At 42.5% G+C, this 20,004-nt stretch carries 15 protein-coding genes; 11 read left to right on the top strand and 4 right to left on the bottom strand.

Annotated features, from left to right (window positions below; all coding sequences use genetic code 11):
• Window positions 1–327 precede the first annotated feature (327 nt).
• Together RMZ43_RS04385 and RMZ43_RS04380 are read right to left on the bottom strand one after the other, a co-directional pair.
• Window positions 328–4,563, bottom strand: a complete 4,236-nt coding sequence (locus RMZ43_RS04385; protein WP_322654534.1) for a chemotaxis protein CheB — start codon at window positions 4,561–4,563, stop codon at window positions 328–330.
• Window positions 4,564–4,919: 356 nt separating this feature from the next.
• Entirely contained in the window at window positions 4,920–5,357 is a 438-nt protein-coding gene (locus RMZ43_RS04380; RefSeq protein ID WP_322654535.1) for a response regulator, read from the bottom strand.
• Window positions 5,358–6,262: 905 nt separating this feature from the next.
• Between RMZ43_RS04380 and RMZ43_RS04375 the strand changes: the two genes are divergently transcribed.
• From RMZ43_RS04375 to RMZ43_RS04345, 7 genes are all read left to right on the top strand, one after another.
• Window positions 6,263–6,748, top strand: coding sequence for a gluconokinase (locus RMZ43_RS04375; RefSeq protein ID WP_322654739.1), 486 nt, complete (start codon window positions 6,263–6,265; stop codon window positions 6,746–6,748).
• Window positions 6,749–6,886: 138 nt separating this feature from the next.
• Window positions 6,887–7,210: a DUF1815 family protein gene (locus tag RMZ43_RS04370; protein WP_322654536.1), complete on the top strand. Its 324-nt coding sequence runs from the start codon at window positions 6,887–6,889 to the stop codon at window positions 7,208–7,210.
• 670 nt (window positions 7,211–7,880) lie between these two features.
• Window positions 7,881–8,891, top strand: a complete 1,011-nt coding sequence (locus RMZ43_RS04365; protein WP_322647584.1) for an ABC transporter substrate-binding protein — start codon at window positions 7,881–7,883, stop codon at window positions 8,889–8,891.
• Window positions 8,892–9,166: 275 nt separating this feature from the next.
• On the top strand, window positions 9,167–10,723 hold the full coding sequence (locus tag RMZ43_RS04360; protein ID WP_322647583.1) for a sugar ABC transporter ATP-binding protein: 1,557 nt from the start codon (window positions 9,167–9,169) through the stop codon (window positions 10,721–10,723).
• Entirely contained in the window at window positions 10,720–11,718 is a 999-nt protein-coding gene (locus RMZ43_RS04355; RefSeq protein ID WP_322647582.1) for an ABC transporter permease subunit, read from the top strand. Before RMZ43_RS04360 ends, RMZ43_RS04355 begins: the two co-directional genes overlap by 4 nt.
• A gap of 344 nt (window positions 11,719–12,062) precedes the next feature.
• On the top strand, window positions 12,063–13,463 hold the full coding sequence (locus RMZ43_RS04350; protein WP_322654537.1) for a sugar porter family MFS transporter: 1,401 nt from the start codon (window positions 12,063–12,065) through the stop codon (window positions 13,461–13,463).
• 396 nt (window positions 13,464–13,859) lie between these two features.
• The gene (locus RMZ43_RS04345; RefSeq protein WP_322654538.1) at window positions 13,860–15,473 is read left to right on the top strand and encodes an iron uptake porin; all 1,614 of its coding nucleotides are present in this window, start codon (window positions 13,860–13,862) and stop codon (window positions 15,471–15,473) included.
• A gap of 26 nt (window positions 15,474–15,499) precedes the next feature.
• Here the strand turns inward: RMZ43_RS04345 and RMZ43_RS04340 are convergent, their stop codons facing one another.
• Together RMZ43_RS04340 and RMZ43_RS04335 are read right to left on the bottom strand one after the other, a co-directional pair.
• A complete protein-coding gene (locus tag RMZ43_RS04340; RefSeq protein WP_322654539.1) occupies window positions 15,500–16,231 on the bottom strand; it encodes an anti-sigma factor in 732 nt (243 codons plus the stop codon).
• A 4-nt stretch (window positions 16,232–16,235) separates the two neighbouring features.
• Window positions 16,236–16,910, bottom strand: a complete 675-nt coding sequence (locus RMZ43_RS04335; protein WP_322654540.1) for a sigma-70 family RNA polymerase sigma factor — start codon at window positions 16,908–16,910, stop codon at window positions 16,236–16,238.
• 513 nt (window positions 16,911–17,423) lie between these two features.
• Here RMZ43_RS04335 and RMZ43_RS04330 point away from each other — a divergent pair.
• The 4 genes from RMZ43_RS04330 to RMZ43_RS04315 all read left to right on the top strand — a co-directional run bounded on the left by RMZ43_RS04330 (window position 17,424) and on the right by RMZ43_RS04315 (window position 19,802).
• Window positions 17,424–17,780, top strand: coding sequence for a hypothetical protein (locus tag RMZ43_RS04330; protein ID WP_322647577.1), 357 nt, complete (start codon window positions 17,424–17,426; stop codon window positions 17,778–17,780).
• A gap of 395 nt (window positions 17,781–18,175) precedes the next feature.
• Window positions 18,176–18,460, top strand: a complete 285-nt coding sequence (locus tag RMZ43_RS04325) for a peptidase (RefSeq protein ID WP_322654541.1) — start codon at window positions 18,176–18,178, stop codon at window positions 18,458–18,460.
• A complete protein-coding gene (locus tag RMZ43_RS04320; protein WP_322654542.1) occupies window positions 18,457–18,876 on the top strand; it encodes a cupredoxin domain-containing protein in 420 nt (139 codons plus the stop codon). The genes RMZ43_RS04325 and RMZ43_RS04320 overlap by 4 nt, the downstream gene beginning before the upstream one ends.
• 14 nt (window positions 18,877–18,890) lie before the next feature.
• A complete protein-coding gene (locus RMZ43_RS04315; protein ID WP_322654543.1) occupies window positions 18,891–19,802 on the top strand; it encodes a metallophosphoesterase family protein in 912 nt (303 codons plus the stop codon).
• Window positions 19,803–20,004 lie beyond the last annotated feature (202 nt).

The following is a 20,004-nucleotide window of genomic DNA, read 5'->3' as shown; positions in this document are numbered from 1 at the left end:
GTCGAATCCCCCCCCTTACCCCCCCCTTGTACGGGGGTAAACCCGGAAAATATTTGCCCCTCCCCTTTAATGGGTGTGGTTTTGGGGGGGTAAAAACCCAGATTATTGAGCCAGTTCAGACTTGTGTATACACCGTAGCCTTCAAAAGGGGGGCTAAAAATGCCTTATTTTCCCCCTTTTTAAGGGGGACTAAGGGGGATCTCTGATGACTATGCACCTTAACCGAGTAGTATTGCGTCTCTACATGTATTCGATTAGAGCGCAATCTGCTGTATTTGATAACAGTACCCACAATTACGAATTACGTTAGCGAGTATTCGAGCGTCATTACGAATTATCTGTGATTCGTCCACTCAAATTTGCAATCATCAATACCAATTGAGTCAGTTGAATCGGTTTAGCTAGATGCATTTGGAAACCAGCATCAATCGCCCTTTGGCGTTCTTGCTCGGTGACATAAGCACTGATTGCTGCTGCTGGAATTTGTCGCTCGGCTTCAGTTTCAAGCTCTCTAACCTGACGAATTAGAGAGTAACCATCCTCCTCTGGCATCCCAATATCTGCTAGAAGCAGATCATATCTGCCAGGAGATTCAGTTAAAGCCGCGATCGCTTCCCTTGCCGATGTAACAACCACTACTTCAGCCCCGAAATCTTCTAACATCCACTGGATTAAGTCGCGGCTATCCTTTTGATCGTCTACAGCCAAGATGCATAACCCTTCAAGGGTAAGGGATGAATTTTTACCATCTAATGAATCTGGAGTCTCAGATAAAATGCTCGGCTCTAAATAAGTTGGCGGTGTAATCTCCGGCGGCATTGAGCGCAGAGGCAGCCTGATGATAATTGTGGTTCCTAGTTCTTGGCCTGGACTTTGCGCTTGAACTGTTCCACCGTGAAGTTCGACAATATGACGAACGATTGACAAGCCCAATCCAAGCCCCTGACTCGTTTTGCTACTGCTGGAATCTCCTTGACGGAAGCGCTCAAACACATACGGCAGCAAGTCTGCCGAGATGCCAATTCCTGTGTCGCTGACTCGAATCTCGGCGTGACTATATACAGCTTCGAGCATAACTCCCACTCGCCCATCGGCTGGAGTGAACTTAATCGCGTTAGAAAGTAAATTCCACATAACTTGCTGTAAACGGTCAAAATCTCCGACAACTATCGCCGAGTTCAACTGTGAAACAATTTGAATACCTTTCGCCTCTGCGGAAAATTGGATAGACTCAATGGCGGCATTCACTACTGAGACTAGATCGATGAGACGAGTGTTTAAATGAAGCTTTCCACTCGTAATTCGTGAGAGATCCAGAATATCATCGATTAACTGAGCCTGCACATTAGCACTCCGCTCCACCACTTCCCAGGCACGAGCGACTGCTGAAGAATCTAAATCACGGGTGCGGACGAGTTGCGCCCAGCCGAGTATAGTATTAAGCGGGTTACGAAGTTCATGGGACAAGTTCGACAAGAATTCATTTTTAGCTTGGTTGGCATTTTCCGCCTCTTGACGGGCTGATTGCTCCTGTGCCAACAACTCGGTTCGCTCTAACTCAAACCGCTTGCGATCGCTAATATCTTCAATCGCTAGCAAAATCTTTTGGCTCTCTCCCTGTTGAGCAATTTTCCAACCATTAAGCAGCATAGTTTTCTGCCCTATCTGCTCAAAACGATGCTCTACCTCCAAGTTTTGAATAGTGGTATCATTGGCGAGAATGTCTTCTAGGATCTGTTGTAGTCCAGGTAAGTTCCACTGACCGTTCCCTAGTTCAAAAATCAGAGATTGCGTTGTCTCTGATGGTGAAACCTGAAATGTTTCATAAAACGAGCGATTGGCTTTGTTCACTCGCAAATTAGAATCAAGCACGATTAACGGCACTTGTACCGTCTCCACAATCGCTTCAGCGTAATTCCGGGCTTGTTCTAAGCTTGTGGCATTGCGTTTAAGACCATCAATATCTATTAACACCAACACTATTCCGTCAATCTGGTTTTCTGTGGTGCGATAAGGACGGATGCGGAGGTTATACCAATGTCCCCCAAAGGTTTGGACTTCTAATTCTTTAATGCCGAGTGTGTCAAGTACCTCTAAAATTAGAGCTTCTAAATCAGGAATATTCAGATTCGCTCTGATATCGCTCAAAGGTCGTCCAGCATCGGTGGGAATTAAATTGAAAAGCCGTTGCGCCATTGGCGTAAAACGTCGAACCCGTAAGTCCGAAGTCAATATCAAAATAGGAATATTGATACTGGCAAGCAAATTCGTCAGATCGTTGTTAACTTGGTGTAATTCCAGATTTCGAGAGCGAAGTTCTTCATTGGTTGTGTTGAGTTCTTCGTTGGTTGCTTGAATCTCTTCTTTAGCAGTTTCTAGCTCCTCATTGGTGCTTTGCAACTCTTCATTGCTGGAGAGGATTTCTTCATTAGCAACTTTCAGGTCTTGATTGATGTGTTCTTGATCTTGGATCACCGCTTGCAGATACTCTTGAGTCGCAGCCTTCTCTTGGTGGGCATTTGCGAGTTCTTGCCTTAGTCGAACAATCTCCTGCTCTAAGTTTAGCTGCTCAAGGCTCTCAGGATTTACCGCGTTGAGATTCTTAACTACGGGTGGGGCTTCTTCAAATAAAACCACAAAGTATAATTCTTCGTCAGTGGAACCCTTGAATGGAATTACCTCAATATTGATGATTCTTGAAAGATCGCCCTCTTCAATTCGTAACCCTTGCTTTTTAACTAGAGTTTTTTGCCGTTGTGCCTGATAAATTGTGGCGCGTAGCTCTACAAGCAAGCCTTGGCGCACCATTTTAAATAAGTTGAGACTCGGTTTTCCAGGTGAAAGTTTTAGGTAGAGATCGATTTCTCCCCGAAGTTGCAGCACTTCCATTTTGTTGTTGATTACTACACCCACTGGGGCATAGTGATTCAAAATCAGTTGGTCAGTTTTTCTGTCTAAATCAAACTCATTTGATGGATTCTCATTGGTCAGCTTGGGTTCGTCCACTTTTGTGATCGGATAATTGCTGGTAACGAACGATAGAATTGGACGATTTGCAGTTAGCTTTTTGGCATAGATTTTATTCTTTTTATCTATCTGAGTAAACAACTCTGAATATTTACCAGTACTTTCTGAAGTCCCTAGCAGCAAAAAGCCAGTCGAGTTGAGACTGTAATGGAAGATGGGCAATATCCGTTTTTGCAACGTTTCGTCTAAGTAAATCAGTACATTCCGGCAGCTAATTAAATCTAAGTTAGAAAAAGGGGGGTCGCTACCTAAGTCTTGTCGAGCAAACACACACAGTTCGCGGACAACTTTACTAATTTGATACCCACCACCTTCAAGAGCATTAAAGAATCTGCGGCGGCGCTCTGGTGAGACTTCCACCATTTGATTCTCTATATAAATGCCCGATCTTGCTTTGTCAATAGCGATCTCGCTGATGTCTGTGGCAAAAATCTGGATTGGCGGCGGGGTGATTTTATCCGACAAAAACTCCAGCAAGGAGATGGCGATGGAATAGACTTCTTCGCCCGTGGAACACCCAGCTACCCAAATCCGAATCGGCAACTCTACTGATTTGTTTTGGATGATAGTGGGAAAGACTTGCTCTTTTAACAGTTGAAATGCTTCGGGGTCGCGGAAAAAATAGGTAACGTGGATCAGAATTTCTTCATAGAGCGCTCTGATTTCACTCGGATTTTCTTGCAAAAACTTGGCATAATCCTGCAAGCGTTCTAGTTTATACAACAGCATTCGGCGTTGGATTCGGCGATCGAGGGTGTTGGGCTTGTAGTGGCTAAAGTCAACGCTAGTTAGCGATCGCAATAACATAAAAATAGTCGCAAGGGCATCACCCTGTTCGGACGGCAGCTTCTCAACCGCAATCACTGATAATGATTCAGAAATAAAAGGATTGCGACTGAGGTTTATCAGTTCTTCGGCAATTTTTTGAGGCGGCAGAATAAAATCAACATTCCCACCGGCAACAGCAGTATTGGGCATACTATCGAATCTTGCTGTGTCTTCGCACTGAGCAAAAGTCACGCCTCCGGCTGCTTTGATTGCCTTTAGCCCTAGTGAACCGTCTCCATCAGCTCCAGATAAAACCACTGCGATCGCTTTGTGCTTTCGATCTGCTGCCAACGAACTAAAAAACGCATCAGCAGGCATATATTTACCCTGAACTTTCTCTCGCGGCGTGAGTTGCAACACTCCACTAGATAAGATCATCTTTGTGTTAGGCGGAATAACGTAGACTTTGTTAGGTTCTATAGTCAGGCCGTCTTGGACTTCAATGACGGGCATTTGAGTTTCTCTTGCCAGAATCTCGCTCAACAGACTTTTGTGGTTAGGGTCTAAGTGTTGAATCAGCACAAATGCCATCCCTGTATCGGTAAGCAAATATTTGAGCAACTCCGTAAACGCCTCTAATCCACCCGCAGAGGCGGCAATACCAACGATAGGAAATAAAGCATCTGCACTATCTTGTTGCTCTACGTCGAACGCTTCATTAGCGGTAGATTCAGATACAGGTTGGTCAGAGGCTTGATCGGATGTCATAGGATGAAGTTTAGGACTGCAATAATTTGGCAGATTCAGTTTGTATTTTAGAGCAGTTTACATACTTGCCTTGTATATAATAATAGTTTAAATACAAGTTAAATAAGCAATCTAAGTTTCCTAAATCCAAGTCAGTGCCAATAAATAAGAAACTAGAATAAATCCAATACCAATAATTCCACTACTTAAAAGCAAAACTAATTGATTCAAAATCGACATTTGATAATTCGTGAGATTAATCTTATCGTTTATCAAGTTCATTAATAGCGGTTTAAAAATAATTATCTCCACAAATAAATGACCCATATCATTACTTCTAAAGAGTTAGACTACTATATCTAAGACATTCATTAAAGCTAGTTAGCATGAGGATGAGGATTATTAGCAATTGCTAAAATGCCAAGTACCGCAACAAAATCATCAACAACTACGGGTTTAGCAAAACATAGACTAAACCCAGCTAAAAGAGCGTGTTGATACATATCTTCTGTTACAGTGTTTGTTAGAGCGATCGCTGGTACTACTTTGCCTCGCTCTCCCGTAAGTGTTCTCACTTGCTGAATTAGAGCATAGCCATCATCATTTAGCGTGGAAATATCGCTTAAGAGAACATCAGGTTGCCATTGCACAAATATTTCCAGAGCTTGTCCTAAAAATGCCGCTTGCACACTTACACCATAGAATTGCAACATCGGCATCAACGAATTGCAGAAATTGACATCATTATCTACAAGCAGTACTCGTAGCCCTTCTAGGGATGAAGGATTAGTAGGAAATTGATTATTTTTATACATCAAATTTTCACAATTGAGGTTTTTTTGAGCTTTAGAATGTCCTTACGCAATCAATACGGTTCGGATAAGCATTTTTTACTTTCCTTGTGGTCTGGGTAAAGGGTAAGGGGTAAAGGGTAAAAGATGTATTCAAAACCTTTCCCCTTTAACCGAACCGTATTACTTACGCAATACATTAAATTGGATAATTTATTTTTTCTAGTTACCCTACAGATACTAGCTTTCATGGCAGCATTGCTAATTTCAACTATCTATTTGATACATAAAAATAATTTTTATTAACACTTTTTACTTTAACATCCTATTGTTAAAGCTGAGGTTTTAGATAATGTATAAGTTGTATATTTTGTATAAATTTAGCAAGAATTTTTATTAAAATAAACATTCAAATTATTCTGATGCCTAGTAACTACTAGCAACAATTATTAATTATGTCTAAAGAAGTAGAGTTTTTATATCGTTCGGGAGTAGTTAAAACAACTTTCAATAATATTAGAACTTATGCAAAATTATGAAAAAACGAATTGCAAAGGACGCAAAGGACACGTTCGCCCTTAGCGTTCTTGAAGGGTAGGAATAAGAGTTTGAGAGAGTTTTTACGTAAGTCCTAAATATATACTTGGTTTTTATAGATGAGTTCAGTCTCTCTTATAAAATTTGCACTTGCGACTTCGACTTACATGTTGTGTAGAAAGAAATCTTAAATCCAGCCCAATACGGTTTGGTTTAGGTGCATAGTCCTTAAAGATCCCTCTTAGCCCCCCTTAAAAAGGGGAAAATAGAGCCATTATGAGCAAGCCTTTTTAAGAGGAGTTGGGGGATCAAGTCTTATCCAAACCGTATTTAAATTCAGCCTCCATTTCAATAACTTAACTTTTTTGAAGAAAAATATGATTAAGCAGTCAATGATTATTATCCTAATGGGTGTATCCGGCTCTGGCAAAACCACTATAGGAAAACTGCTAGCAGAATCGTTAGAATGGGAGTTTAGTGATGCTGACACTTTCCACTCGCCAGAGAATGTTGAGAAAATGCGGCGGGGTATCCCTCTGAGTGAAGCTGACAGGATGCCTTGGTTACAAGATTTGCAAACAGCCATAAAACATTGGCTGCAAGAAAATAAAAATGTGGTGCTGGCGTGTTCGGCTCTAAAAGACAGTTATCGGCAATTTTTGGTATTGGATAGCGAACGCATCAAGCTAGTTTATCTTAAAGGGTCTTATGAGTTGATTCAAATACGGTTGCAAGAGCGTAGCAATCATTACATGAGCGAAAAACTTCTCAACAGCCAGTTTGATACTCTTGAAGAACCATTAAACACCATATCTATGGATGTTGCACAACCACCCCAGGTTATTGTCCAAAATATTAAAACGGCTTTAAGAATTTAGTTTATTGCTTATAACCGGAAGATTAAGATTAATCACATCTTTATGAAAACACGAACTTTTAGCAACCAAATTACATCAGATGTAAATCTAAAGAAATTTTAAAAGTAACCACATAACTGGAGTGGTAGGAGAAAATAAGTGTTTCTAAGATTAGCGCAACAACATCAGGAATTCATTCAAGACTTGGTAATGAACTTGCAAGCCTTGACAATTACCCTTGATGGGCGTGGTTATACTGCGTCTTGTTATACATGCGGTGACCAAATGCAGAGTGCTTCATTTATGGTTAGCCTGGGAGAAAAGCACCTGATTCGGTTTTTAGTGTCTGATTATGGGATTACTTGGATGGAGTTATGGGACGATCGCGAATTAATGAAGTTAGAGGGTGCAGAAGCCATAAACAAGTTACAAGAGTTAGCTAATATTGTCAAGTATTCTCATACTATACAATTGACAAATTAACACTTCCTAACTAAGGTTGACAAAACATTAACTTTCCACTTTTAGTTAGTTCTCAAAAAAAGACAAAATGATTTTCATATATGGGAACGGCTATATTCTTCTACTCCTATAAGATAGATTTAAAATCAGATTTTTTACTCCTATAGTATTAATTTTACTTAATTCGAGTTGAGCTAAACATTACTTAATTTTTGCAAATTCTCTAGTAGTGAAATATTAACCACATAGAGATAAGAATAGTTTTATTGATTTGTAAAGTTCAATAAACCGGAATCATATTTGCAGTAATGCAGGTTAAACTAAAACAATCTAAAAGGAAATACAAATTTCCAATTTTGATAAAATCAGGTTCTAGTAAGTTTGATTAAAAGCTCTTTTTAGCTTACACACTTCCAAATATAGTTTCGCCAACAATGTGATTTGTTGAGGTAGTGTAGCGTATATTGTTTTGCTTTAAAAAGAAACCATCTAATTTAGAGCAATTAATAGCACTAGCTTAAATTATATCACATTATTAGAAACATTTGAAAGTAGTTTAAGTTGCCAAAACTAGCAGTAGTACTAGGTTATGTCTGAATTTTTTAGACTTAGCTCATATTGTAATAACTTGGCAAAAACACATTGTAATAACCTTTTTGAGATTGAAATCCGTTGTTAAAAATAGATAAAAATGAAAAGAATTTCGATCATAGCTGGCATATTAGGTTTTGCTATTGTTGGTTGCACAAATGGCGCTCAAAATGACAACACAGCTATTAATACTGGTACTAACACTGCAATTAATACTAGTGCAGAAACTAAAATTCCTACTGGAACTAAAAAATTACGAACAGTTGGCTTCACCGTTGGCGATCTAAGTAACCCTTTCTTCGTGGTTATGGGACAAGCAGTTGAGGCAGAAGCGAGGAGAATTGGCGGAAAAGATGTCACCGTTATTGTAGCTTCTAGTGCCTATGATCTCAATCAACAAGCCAATCAAATTGAAAATTTTACTGCTGCGAATGCTGACATCATTGTTTTGAATGCTGCTGATAAAAGGGGAATTAGACCAATAGTTGAAAACGCGAAACGAGCAGGTAGAATTGTTATTGCCGTAGACACAGGCGCTGAGGGAGGTGTGGATGCCACCATTACCACTAATAATGTCCAAGCTGGAGAAGTTAGTTGCAAATATATTGCTGACCGCCTCAAAGGTAAAGGTAATGTAGTAATAGTTAATGGGCCGCCCGTAGACTCGGTGATTCAGCGAATTAATGGCTGCGAGAATGTATTATCCAAATATCCCGATATCAAAATCCTTTCTAAAAACCAGAATGCAGAGGGTAGTAGGGATGGAGGACTCAGAGTTATGAGTGATTTGCTCACAACCTTTCCCAAAATTGATGCTGTTTTTGCCATTAACGATCCGAGTGGACTTGGCGCACAACTAGCAGCAAACCAAGCACAACGCAAAGAATTCTTTATTGTCGGGGTTGATGGTGCGCCAGAAGCAATCACTGCGATCGCTGCTAAAAATAGTTTATATGCCGCAACTGCTACTCAAAATCCCCGAGGAATGGCCCAAAAAGCAGTTCAAGTTGGAAACGACATCTTAAATGGTAAAAGACCTCAGTCACCCACCATTTTGATTCCCGTTAAATTGATCACAAAAGATAATGTCAGCACAGAAAAAGGCTGGTAGATAATAATAATTGTGAATTTTTTATTAACAATTATTATTACTCTGAGTTGAGTCTTTTGGTGCATTGACAGACTTTTTGCACATACTCATGATGTATATAGATACATCTGCAAAAAGCTCTAAATTTTGGAAGACGAACTTTAGAAGTTTCCAAGATAGCGGTCGATTTTAAAAGATGATTTTGTGATGATTTTAATTTCACATCAAACAAATGTGAGTTGATTGATTGATAACTCACAGTTGCAAATTTTCAATTCTTTTTAAACGTTCTGCTCATGACAACAACTATTGAAAACTCATTTTCTGATACACCAACCACTACTCCGGTGTTAGAAATGCAGGGGATTACGAAACGCTTTCATGGTGTATCTGCACTTCAAAATGTCAATTTGACAATTTATCCAGGAGAAGTTCACGCCCTGATGGGTGAAAACGGAGCAGGTAAAAGCACATTGATGAAAATCCTAGCTGGGGCTTACATTGCCGATGAAGGAGAAATTCGCATCAATGGTCAACCCCTGAAAATTACCGATCCGGCCACAGCACGTAAGGCGGGTATTAATCTTATTTATCAAGAACTGAATGTTGCACCTAATTTAACCGTTGCCGAAAATATATTTATGGGTAGCGAGTTGCGGCGAGGTCAGCTTTTAGACCGCAAAGCTATGCAACTGGAAGCAGAGCAAGTGTTGGAAAGCCTTGGAGCCAATTTTACAGCGCAGACTGTGGTTGGTACTTTATCGATCGCAGAACAGCAGCAAGTAGAAATTGCTAGGGCGTTGAAAGACAAAAGCCGCGTTTTGGTAATGGATGAACCAACAGCAGCCCTGTCTGACCGCGAGAGTGAACATTTATTTGAGGTAATTCGCAAACTGCGGCGTGATGGCATAGCCATTATCTACATCAGCCATCGGATGGAAGAAATCTATGCCCTAGCTGACAGGATTAGTGTACTGCGCGATGGTCAATATATTGGCAGTCTGACACGCAGTGAAATTTCTCCCCAACGATTGGTGCAGATGATGGTCGGTCGCTCCATGCAAGACTTTTACGAACATCAACGACAAATGCATCCGGGCCCAGTCGTGCTGGAAGTCAGAAATATGAGCGATACGCGAAAGAAAGTTGAGCCGACTAGTTTTAAAGTTCATGCTGGAGAAATAGTTGGTTTAGCCGGGCTGGTTGGTGCAGGACGCACAGAACTATCTCGGTTGGTTTTTGGTGCAGACCGCAAAGCCAGTGGTGAAGTATTCTTAAACGGCAAAAAACTGGAAATTAATACACCCAGTGATGCCATTGCAGCAGGAATTGGCTACGTTCCAGAAGACCGCAAAGACCAAGGTTTATTTCTGGAGATGAGCGCCCGCAAGAATATTGCTATCAATACACTCAAGCAGGATGCAAAGGCTGGAGTTGTTAACTGGGGTTCAGTTAATCAGTTGTCAACAGACGCAGTGGAAAACTTTAATATCCGCCTAGCCAATTTGGAAATTAGAGCATTGGATCTTTCTGGTGGTAATCAGCAGAAGCTACTGCTAGCGCGTTGGTTAGCCATTAAACCGAGAGTTTTGATGTTAGATGAGCCTACACGCGGTGTAGATATCGGTGCCAAAAGCGAAATTTACCGAATTATGAGCGAATTGGCAGCACAAGGTGTAGCTATTTTAATGGTTTCCAGCGAACTAGCGGAAATTGTTGGCATGAGCGATCGCGTCTTAGTGATGCGAGAAGGCCAGCTAGTAGGCGAACTGGACGGCAGTCTTGGTCAAGAAATTACCCAAGAAAAAATTATGCACTACGCAACCGGAGCATCGGAGGTATTAGAATCATGAGTCAGACCGTTAGACCGCCTGCGAATAAATTAGCCAACGATCCTGCATCCCGTAACCGGAAATCAATTAGCAGTCTTTTGGAAGTTGCAGGTATTCTGCCAATCCTAATAATTATCTGCATCTTATTTGCATTTCTTTCTCCCAACTTCCTTACAGCCGGTAACATCGTTAATGTCTTGCGTCAGGCATCAATCAATATTGTGCTGGCGACAGGAATGACCTTTGTAATTCTCACCGGAGGTATTGACCTTTCTGTTGGTTCAATCTTAGGTGTTTCTGCCGTAGTTGCCTTATTAGTATCGCTACTGCCAGCTTTGAGTTGGGCAGCCGTGCCTGCTGCGTTGCTAGCAGGATTGCTTTTAGGCTTAATCAACGGCGCTATCATCACCTTTTTGGATGTACCACCTTTTATTGTCACATTGGGTTCACTTACAGCCTTGCGGGGTCTGGCCTTTTTAGTTGCCAAAGGAACAACACTGATTAACCTGGATATAAATTTTGCTTGGGTGGGTAATACATATCTCGGCCCCTTTCCTTGGCTAGTGATAATTGCGCTACTGTCTGTAATAGTTAGTTGGTTTGTGCTGCGGCAAACTGTTTTAGGAGTGCAGATATATGCCGTTGGAGGTAACGAGCGGGCAGCCAGATTAACAGGCATTAAAGTGAATCGTGTCTTGCTATTTGTCTATGGCATTAGTGGATTACTGGCAGGTTTAGCAGGAATCATGAGTGCCAGCCGTCTTTATAGTGCCAGTGGCATCTTAGGTCAAGGTTACGAATTAGATGCGATCGCAGCTGTTATTCTAGGTGGAACCAGCTTTACAGGCGGTATTGGTACTATTGGCGGCACACTTCTAGGTGCATTAATTATTGCTATTCTCAACAACGGTTTAACCTTGTTGAACCTATCTTACTTCTGGCAACTAGTTGTCAAAGGACTAGTAATTATTTTGGCAGTTGTAATTGATAGACTCCGCAGACGTTCCAGACGGTAAAGAATTTCTTGGGGAATTAGGCATTGAGAATAGGGGATGAGTATTTAATACTCGCCAACTAGTCTTTGATACTCGCTAACGAGTATTTGATACTCGCCAACTAGTATTTGATACTCGTGAACGAGTCTTTGATACTCGCCAACCAGTCTTTGATACTCGTGAACGAGTCTTTAATACTCGCCAACCAGTCTTTGATACTCGCCAACCAGTCTTTGATACTCGTGAACGAGTCTTTGATACTCGCCAACCAGTCTTTGATACTCGTGAACGAGTCTTTGAACTCCATTAATTGGTTTCTACTCTCCTGCCCCTACTCCCCACTCCCCACTCCCAATATATAAACTATGTCTTCCACTACTATTCGTCGTAAATCCAATACATTTTATGTCATTTTGATTGCTGGTGCTGCTGCCCTCGGCGGCTTTCTATTCGGTTTTGACACTGCTGTAATTAACGGCGCGGTTTTATCTCTAGCAAAAGCTTTTAATACCAGTAGTTGGGTAACTGGACTAGCAGTATCCTTAGCTTTGCTGGGGTCTGCCATAGGAGCCTTCTTTGCTGGACAGATTGCAGACCGTTATGGTCGAGTCAAGGCAATGGTGGTCGCTTCAGTATTGTTTACTATTAGTGCCATTGGCTCTGGGATTGCCTTCACTATCTGGGATTTTATCTTTTGGCGACTATTGGGTGGGATTGGAATCGGCGTTGCTAGCGTCATCGCGCCAGCTTACATCGCCGAATGTTCTCCTACCCATTTGCGGGGAAGGTTAGGATCTCTGCAACAATTAGCGATCGTAGTAGGAATTTTCGTCGCTTTATTGAGCGACGACTTTATCGCTGTATCAGCAGGTTCCGCAGACTCGCCGTTTTTGTTTGGGGTTGCAGCTTGGCGCTGGATGTTTTGGACAGCAGTTCCACCAGCAGTATTTTACGGAATGATCGCTTTCACAATTCCTGAATCTCCCCGTTACTTAGTTGCCAAAGGACGAGAGCCAGAAGCTGCTAACGTTCTGACCAAGATTTTGGGGGGTGACGTGCTGCCAAAAATTGAAGAAATTCGGCAGACAGTGCTTCAAGAACGCCAGCCTAAATTTTCTGACCTTTTAAGCAGAAGTGGCGCACTCCTCCCCATTGTTTGGATAGGAATAGGCTTATCTGTATTACAGCAATTCGTTGGTATTAATGTAATCTTCTACTACAGCAGTGTTTTGTGGCGTTCAGTTGGGTTCTCAGAAAAAGATTCCCTAACGATCACAGTGATTACAGGAGCCGTCAACATTATTACAACACTGATTGCGATCGCCTTTGTAGATAAATTTGGTCGCAAGCCCTTGCTTATACTAGGGTCGATTGGCATGACCTTGACCTTGGGAACGATGGCTTATCTTTTTGGCAACGCTCCCCTAGATGCTGCTGGGAACCCCAATCTCACTGGAAGCGCCGGGACTCTGGCTCTCATTGCAGCCAACCTCTATGTATTTTGCTTCGGTTTCTCCTGGGGGCCAGTGGTTTGGGTACTGTTAGGAGAAATGTTTAATAATAAAATCCGAGCGGCTGCACTTTCAATTGCTGCTGCAATGCAATGGGTTGCAAATTTCCTTGTCTCCACAACATTTCCTCCTATACTGAAAAATTTTGGTCTAGGTTCTGCCTATGGACTCTATACAATTGCAGCAGCTACCTCATTCTTTTTTATTCTCTTTTTTATTAGAGAAACCAAGGGAATTGAGTTAGAAGATATGTAATTCGTATCTCTGTATCCTCTGCGGCAAGCACCTACGCATCGACCAACCGCAGAGGCAAAAGAGACGCAGAGAAAAGAAAGATTTTCACAAATAATTTAAAAAAAAGAATGCGACAAATAGACCACTTGTAGAGACGCGATTCATCGCGTCTTTACCCAATGATGTGTTGCAATCATCAATTGAAATCGTATAAAAATTAATTTTAGACAGTTTTAAGTATTGTTTAATTATCAATTAATAATCAATCAATCGTTCATAAAATTGTTTTAATTAAACTAAATATCAGCTTCTAATATGTAAATTTAACGCTGATTATTTTAGAAGATAAAAGCTTTTATTGTAATGCTATTTTTTATCTACAAAATCATAAAAAAACCATTATCAAGCAATAAATCAATGCTAAAAATTATTTTTCATAGCTTTTTTATCTTATTTTTGGTAATTCCAGCAGTTTGGGCAGCACCTCCCAAAGATGATTCTAATGCAGCAGATGCTAATAGAAATTTAGAGGGACAAGTTAATTCTGTTTCCCAACTTTCTGATATCAAACCGAGCGATTGGGCATTTCAGGCATTGCAATCGCTGGTGGAACGTTATGGCTGTATTGCAGGTTATCCTAACGCAACCTATCGCGGCGATCGCGCCTTGAGTCGTTATGAATTTGCAGCTGGTTTAAATGCCTGTTTAGACCGGGTGAATGAATTAATTGCTGCGGGTACTAATGATTTAGTTAAAAAAGAAGATTTGACAGTGTTGCAAAATTTGCAAACAGAGTTTGCGACAGAATTAGCAACTCTGCGTGGGCGGGTGGATACACTGGAGGCACACACAGCAACGTTGGAGGCACAGCAATTTTCTACTACTACCAAGCTGACTGCTCAAATTATTACCGCCGTTAGTGATACTTTTGGTAATAGGGTGGGTGGCGATCGCGATGATTCTCGCCCTTACTTTGCAAACCGGGGTCGTCTCAACTTAGAGAGTAGCTTTACCGGGAAAGATTTGTTGCGAGTCCGGCTAGAGTTTGGCAACTTTGCTAATTCTAATGGTACAAGCCAAATTGCCGCCGCCACAGGTACAGGCATGACCCGCCTGAACTTCGATTATGATAGCAACGAGACACTTCTTATTCCCCACATCCGTTACTACTTCCCAGTCAGTGATTCTCTTAACTTCGTTGTTGGGCCCACAGGTATTGGTTACACCGATATTTCAACCACCGTCACTCCCCCCACGATCGCAGACGACGGTAATGGGGTTCCCTCACTATTTGGATCATACAGTCCCTTATTCCGGCGAGGTGGTGGTGGTGCAGCCGCTAACTGGAACATTACCAAAGACTTGGTTCTCACCTTGGGTTATTTAGCAAGCAGTCCCAATGTGCCATCGCCTAGCAACGGCTTGTTTGATGGTGGCTACAACGCCTTAGCGCACTTAGCTTATTATGGTGAACGAGGAGCGATCGGTGTTGCCTACTCTCATGGCTATAGCCCTGCTGGAACAGCCAATGTCGCAGCTGGAACGGGTAGCGTCCTATCAAATGCTCCCTTTGGAAACAACATTGCTACTTCCAACGATATTGTCGGCGCACAGGGATTTTATCGCTTTTCCCCGAATTTCCAAATCCACGCTTGGGGTGGATATATTTGGGCAAATGCCGAGAGTTCTGGTTTGAGTGATGTTTCTAATGGCAGGGGTGGAACAGATTCTCTATTTGTCAACAATGGTGACAATGCCAACGTCTGGTTTGGGGCGATCGGTATGTCGTTTCCCGATGTGGGGGGTGAGGGTAACTTGCCAGGAATTCTCTTTGGTATACCGCCGCGTGTCTCTAACAGTGATGTCCGTCAAGACCGAGATAACGCCTACCATATCGAAGCATTCTATCGCTATCGCCTAAACGACAATATTTCAGTTACTCCTGGTTTTTGGGTGATTCTCAACCCAGAAAACGACAGCAGGAATGATACGCAGTATGTGGGTGTGATTCGCACAACCTTCGATTTTTAACTGAGATCAATTGTGAGTTGTTGAGGTTAGATTTTGGTCGATGAGTTAGTCTGCATCACAATAGCTCCGGTTGGATAACGGCTAGTTTCAGACGATTCCAAGGTCACGAATAACCCAGAGATACCTGTGTCATAAAAGTCAGCAGGCATCCAAAACTTATCTAGCACCTTTCCTTGGGGATTAATTTTTACAGTACCACAGGGAATTTTTTCGCCATCAGCGATCGCCCAAAGTCGATAAACCTTACCTGTAGGTGGAGCCACCAGATTTTGCACGACTAGAATTCCCTGCCGTTGTCCTAAATTCACAACAAAGCTACCCGTAGCAGTATTTGACGCATTCACAGCCTTGAGAGAGAAAAGTTGCGTCTGGGACTGTTGCAGTAAGGTATTGATGTTTTGAGCCATACCCAAATCTTGTCGCAAGCGATAGTTATCTACTCCTAAACACAGAATTAAGAGTGCCGCGACACTACCCATGACGGTATACCAGAGCCGAGGCTGTTTGTGTCGGGAGGTCAGTTGAGTGGTAGTAGCTGTTGCCAGGATGACAGACCGGAGATGGGGAGGGGGTTCAACGCTGTTTAAGTCACGAGCCACCTGGTCTAAGACCTCTCGCAACTGATTCACTTGTACTACCAATGCCGGATTTTCCATCAGCAGTTGCTCGAAAGCTGCGACTTCAGTGCGATCGAGGTCGCCCACTACATAGCCTGCTGCTAAGGTTTCGATTGCTTCAGGGGTGAGAGGTTCAGTCATAACCTTAGTCAATTGAGTCTCGTAAAAGTTGCTTCAGTTTCAGGAGTCCCTGGCGAGTCCAGCTTTTGACGCTTCCCAGGGGTTTATGCAGTTGTTGGGCAATTTCTGATTGGCTTAGTCCAGCATCATAGGCCAGTTCAATCACCTGCCGTTGTTGAGCGGAAAGTTGAGCTAATGCCTGCCGCACTTGCTGCGATCGCTCATTGAAAACAGCCTGCTCAACCGGAGTATGGGCGGGGGTTGCAGCAGTGACGTTCTGCCCCCAACGTTGCACCAAATTAAGGGTGCGACTGTGCGATCGCAGTTTGTCAATCGCCCGCGATCGAGTCATGACAATCAGGTAGCGCATCAAATGACCGTGTTTGGCAGAGTCAACCGGGCGCTGCCATAGCGATAGAAAAATTTCCTGAGTCAGGTCTTCTGCTTCCGGCTGGCTTTGCAACACTTTCAGCGCCACTCCATACACCACGCTGCCATAGCGATCGTAGAGACACCCTAAGGCCGCTGGAAGATGTGCCTTCAAGTCATCCAAGAGTGCGGCATCACTCTTGGATGACGGTTCCGATGAACGGCGATCGGGAGAACTTAGATCCATAGATTCAGGTGAATAGACCGGGGCTAATTTCTCTGCAAAAATGCCTAATGCATCTTGCAACGTGAGTGCCAATCCTGATTTCACAACTTCTTTTGAGTATAGAGCAAACTTACTTTCATCTCTTAAACGATTGGTGAAGCTAATTGGATGAGCGTAGCCTCAAAATTTTGTCGAAGTGGGTTATTTTGTTTTGATTTCTTAAGATTAGCTCGCACCATAAACCAAGCGAACCGTAAACATCAGCCAGCGAGAGCATTTGAAGAATTTAAATCCAAAATTGGTTCTCAATCGTCTTAAAAGTAGAGACAAGTAAGTAACCCAATTAGCATTCTTTTCAGGCAGAAGTTGCAACTGAATTTCTGAAATCACGCTAATTGCTTACCTGCCCACTCCTACAGCTTTTAAAACTGGGCATTGCACTGCAATGTCCCGACGAAATTTATATCGTCAACCCGCAAAGTTCTTCTTTAGCTTGTCATAATTTTGCACCTTTGGCAGTTTGGATTCAACCAATTTGCCTGAAAGTTTGTGCTGCATCCAAGCATTGAAGGTCAGTAAAACTGCTGTAGTTAAATAACCAATCCCAGAGGTAATTCTATGCGACGCTCTATTTCTACGATGTTAACAACACTGCTTCTTTGCGCTGCCATTTTGCCTGCTGCGGCGCAGTCCCAAACCGCACCAATCAGCCTTAATCTTTATGCAGCAAATCAACATAGAGCAAACCAGATCAGACCTTTTAATCTGGCTTATCTGGCTTATCAAGGTTACTTAAAAGACCAAGGCATTCCCAGCAATGGTGTCCTGATTGACGCGATCGCATCTGGATCAATTACGGCTCAAGATATTATTCAAGCTGCTGTCAAAACGAATCGACTACCTAAGCAAACGCTAAACGATCAAGGCTATCGCCATAACCTTGAAGAGCAACTGAAAGGATTTACAGCAGACTAAAAAACTGGCATTACTGAATCATTCATGACCGAAGAGGCAGGGGGGCAGGGTAGAAAGATATTGAAATTCCCCTGCAAAAAGGGTTTTAATCCCCAGCAAAAATATTTATTTCGATAGCGCAGCGTTAGCGAGTCATCGAGCGTCGATGCATAGCACGAGAAATAATACGTCCTTGTTTCAGCAGCCCTACATTTATTTATGGGGTTTCCCCGCCGCTCCCTGCCCCCTGCCCCTTTTCCTCTTCTTTGACTCAGATGTGAAACAACGCCGCAATTCAAATCCTATAGGAAAGCATTCGGACATTCATTTTAGCGTCCTTTCCAGCACTTGATTACCTAATGCTTTACCTCTACCGATTAAATGTTGATGAACATCCTTACAAGAATACTCAAACGATGAAAAACACACTTCGCAAGTACCATCGGCTAATTGCCACACTCTTTTGTTTGCCGTTACTCTTTACTGCTGTGACTGGCTGCTTTGTTGCTATCGCCGACACATGGTTGCATCAAGAAGAGCTTGCTGCATTTTTAATCACTGTTCACACCTTGCAAATCTTCAAACTCGATGCCATTGTGCCAGTTTTGAATGGGCTAGGTCTGATTGGCTTAGTGGCTACCGGACTCTCGATGACAGGACTGTTTCGTCATCAACCAAAGCGAATGGGAGGACGCTCATGAAATACATTTCTTATTTTTTCATACCGATCGCTAGTGCCTTCTTGGTCATCGTGTTGTCGTTGTCATCCTGTAGTCCGAACCATAAGGCAATGACTAGCCATAGCCAACCAATGGTGATGAAACAAGCCAAGTTCCAACCCCAAACTAGCCAACAAACTGCCGATGCTACGGTCAAAATTCGTAATTTCAAATTTGAGCCAGCGAATTTGGCGATCGCTGTTGGTAAAACTGTTCAATTTCTCAATGTCGATGAAGAACCCCACACGGCTACGTCTACGGATGGTACTTTCAACTCTAAAGCACTAGATACCAATCAAACCTGGAACTACACCGCTACTAAACCAGGTGTCTATCCCTATATTTGCTCAGTTCATCCCTTTATGAAAGGGACGTTGACGGTAACACAAAAGAAATAACCAGAGGAATACCAATGCAACGCAGAAAATTTATTGAACATGTAGGTTGGACAGGACTCGGCATTATGTGGACTGTTGGCGGAAATGGCTTATTGACTGCCTGTCAGGTAGGAGAACCAAATGCTCAAAAATCATCCACGACTTTACCGTTTTCCTTCGTTCAAATTAGCGATACGCACATCGGTTTCAAAAAACCTGCAAATGAACATGTAACCGATACGCTCCAGAAAACGATCAATGCAATCAATGCTTTACCCACTCCACCCGCCTTTGTAATTCACACCGGAGACATCTCTCATTTGTCTAAACCAGAAGAATTTGATCAAGCCAAACAACTGCTTTCTCAATTGAAAGTCCCACTGTTTACCCTACCAGGGGAACACGATACAATTGGCGATCGCGGCAAAGCCTATGAAGAAGCCTTTAACCGAAAGGATGTCAAAGAAGGCTTACAGGTTTGGGATCAGGCGGGAATACACTTTGTCTCCTTAACTAATGTCCTAGACTTTGGGGCAACCGGTACGGGTAAACTGGGTCAGGCGCAATTGGACTACCTAGCAAAAGATTTAGCAGCGCAAAAACAGGATAAGCCTCTAGTTGTTTTCAGCCATATTCCCCTGTATGACCTTTATCCCAAATGGGGATGGGCAACTGCCGATTCGTCAAAGTTGCTTTCACTGCTATCTCGTTTTGCATCGGTAACAGTGTTAACGGGACATATCCATCAAGTGATTGAGCATAGCGAAGGCAATATTCGCTTCCACACTGCTGCGGCGACTGCTTATCCCCTCCCTGCTCCAGGTCACGGCGATCAGCCTGCTCCCGTCAAACTGCCCGAAAATAATCTCTTAGCGGTACTCGGATTCCGCACAGTTGAAATAGTTTCTCTTAAAGATACTAGAGTTGACCAACATACTCTCTTGTAGAAATATGGTTTAACAACATTATGCTCTGTTAGACAAAGGAATAATTTTTCGAGCGGGTATTTGGTATAAGTTGAAACTTGATTTTCTGCACAACCGAGAATTATCTTGATTCTAGGAACCATTGGTTTTCAACAGATAAGCTGCACATCGTGTGAGTTATCTGAATTCTAAAAACCATTGGTTCCCAAGAAATAAGCTGCAC

The sequence above is a fragment of the Nostoc sp. CmiVER01 genome (genome assembly GCF_034531135.2).
In the GTDB taxonomy this organism is placed as follows: Bacteria; Cyanobacteriota; Cyanobacteriia; order Cyanobacteriales; family Nostocaceae; genus Nostoc.
Note: the sequence above shows the minus strand (reverse complement) of the source record. Positions and strands in the feature narration are given on the sequence as shown.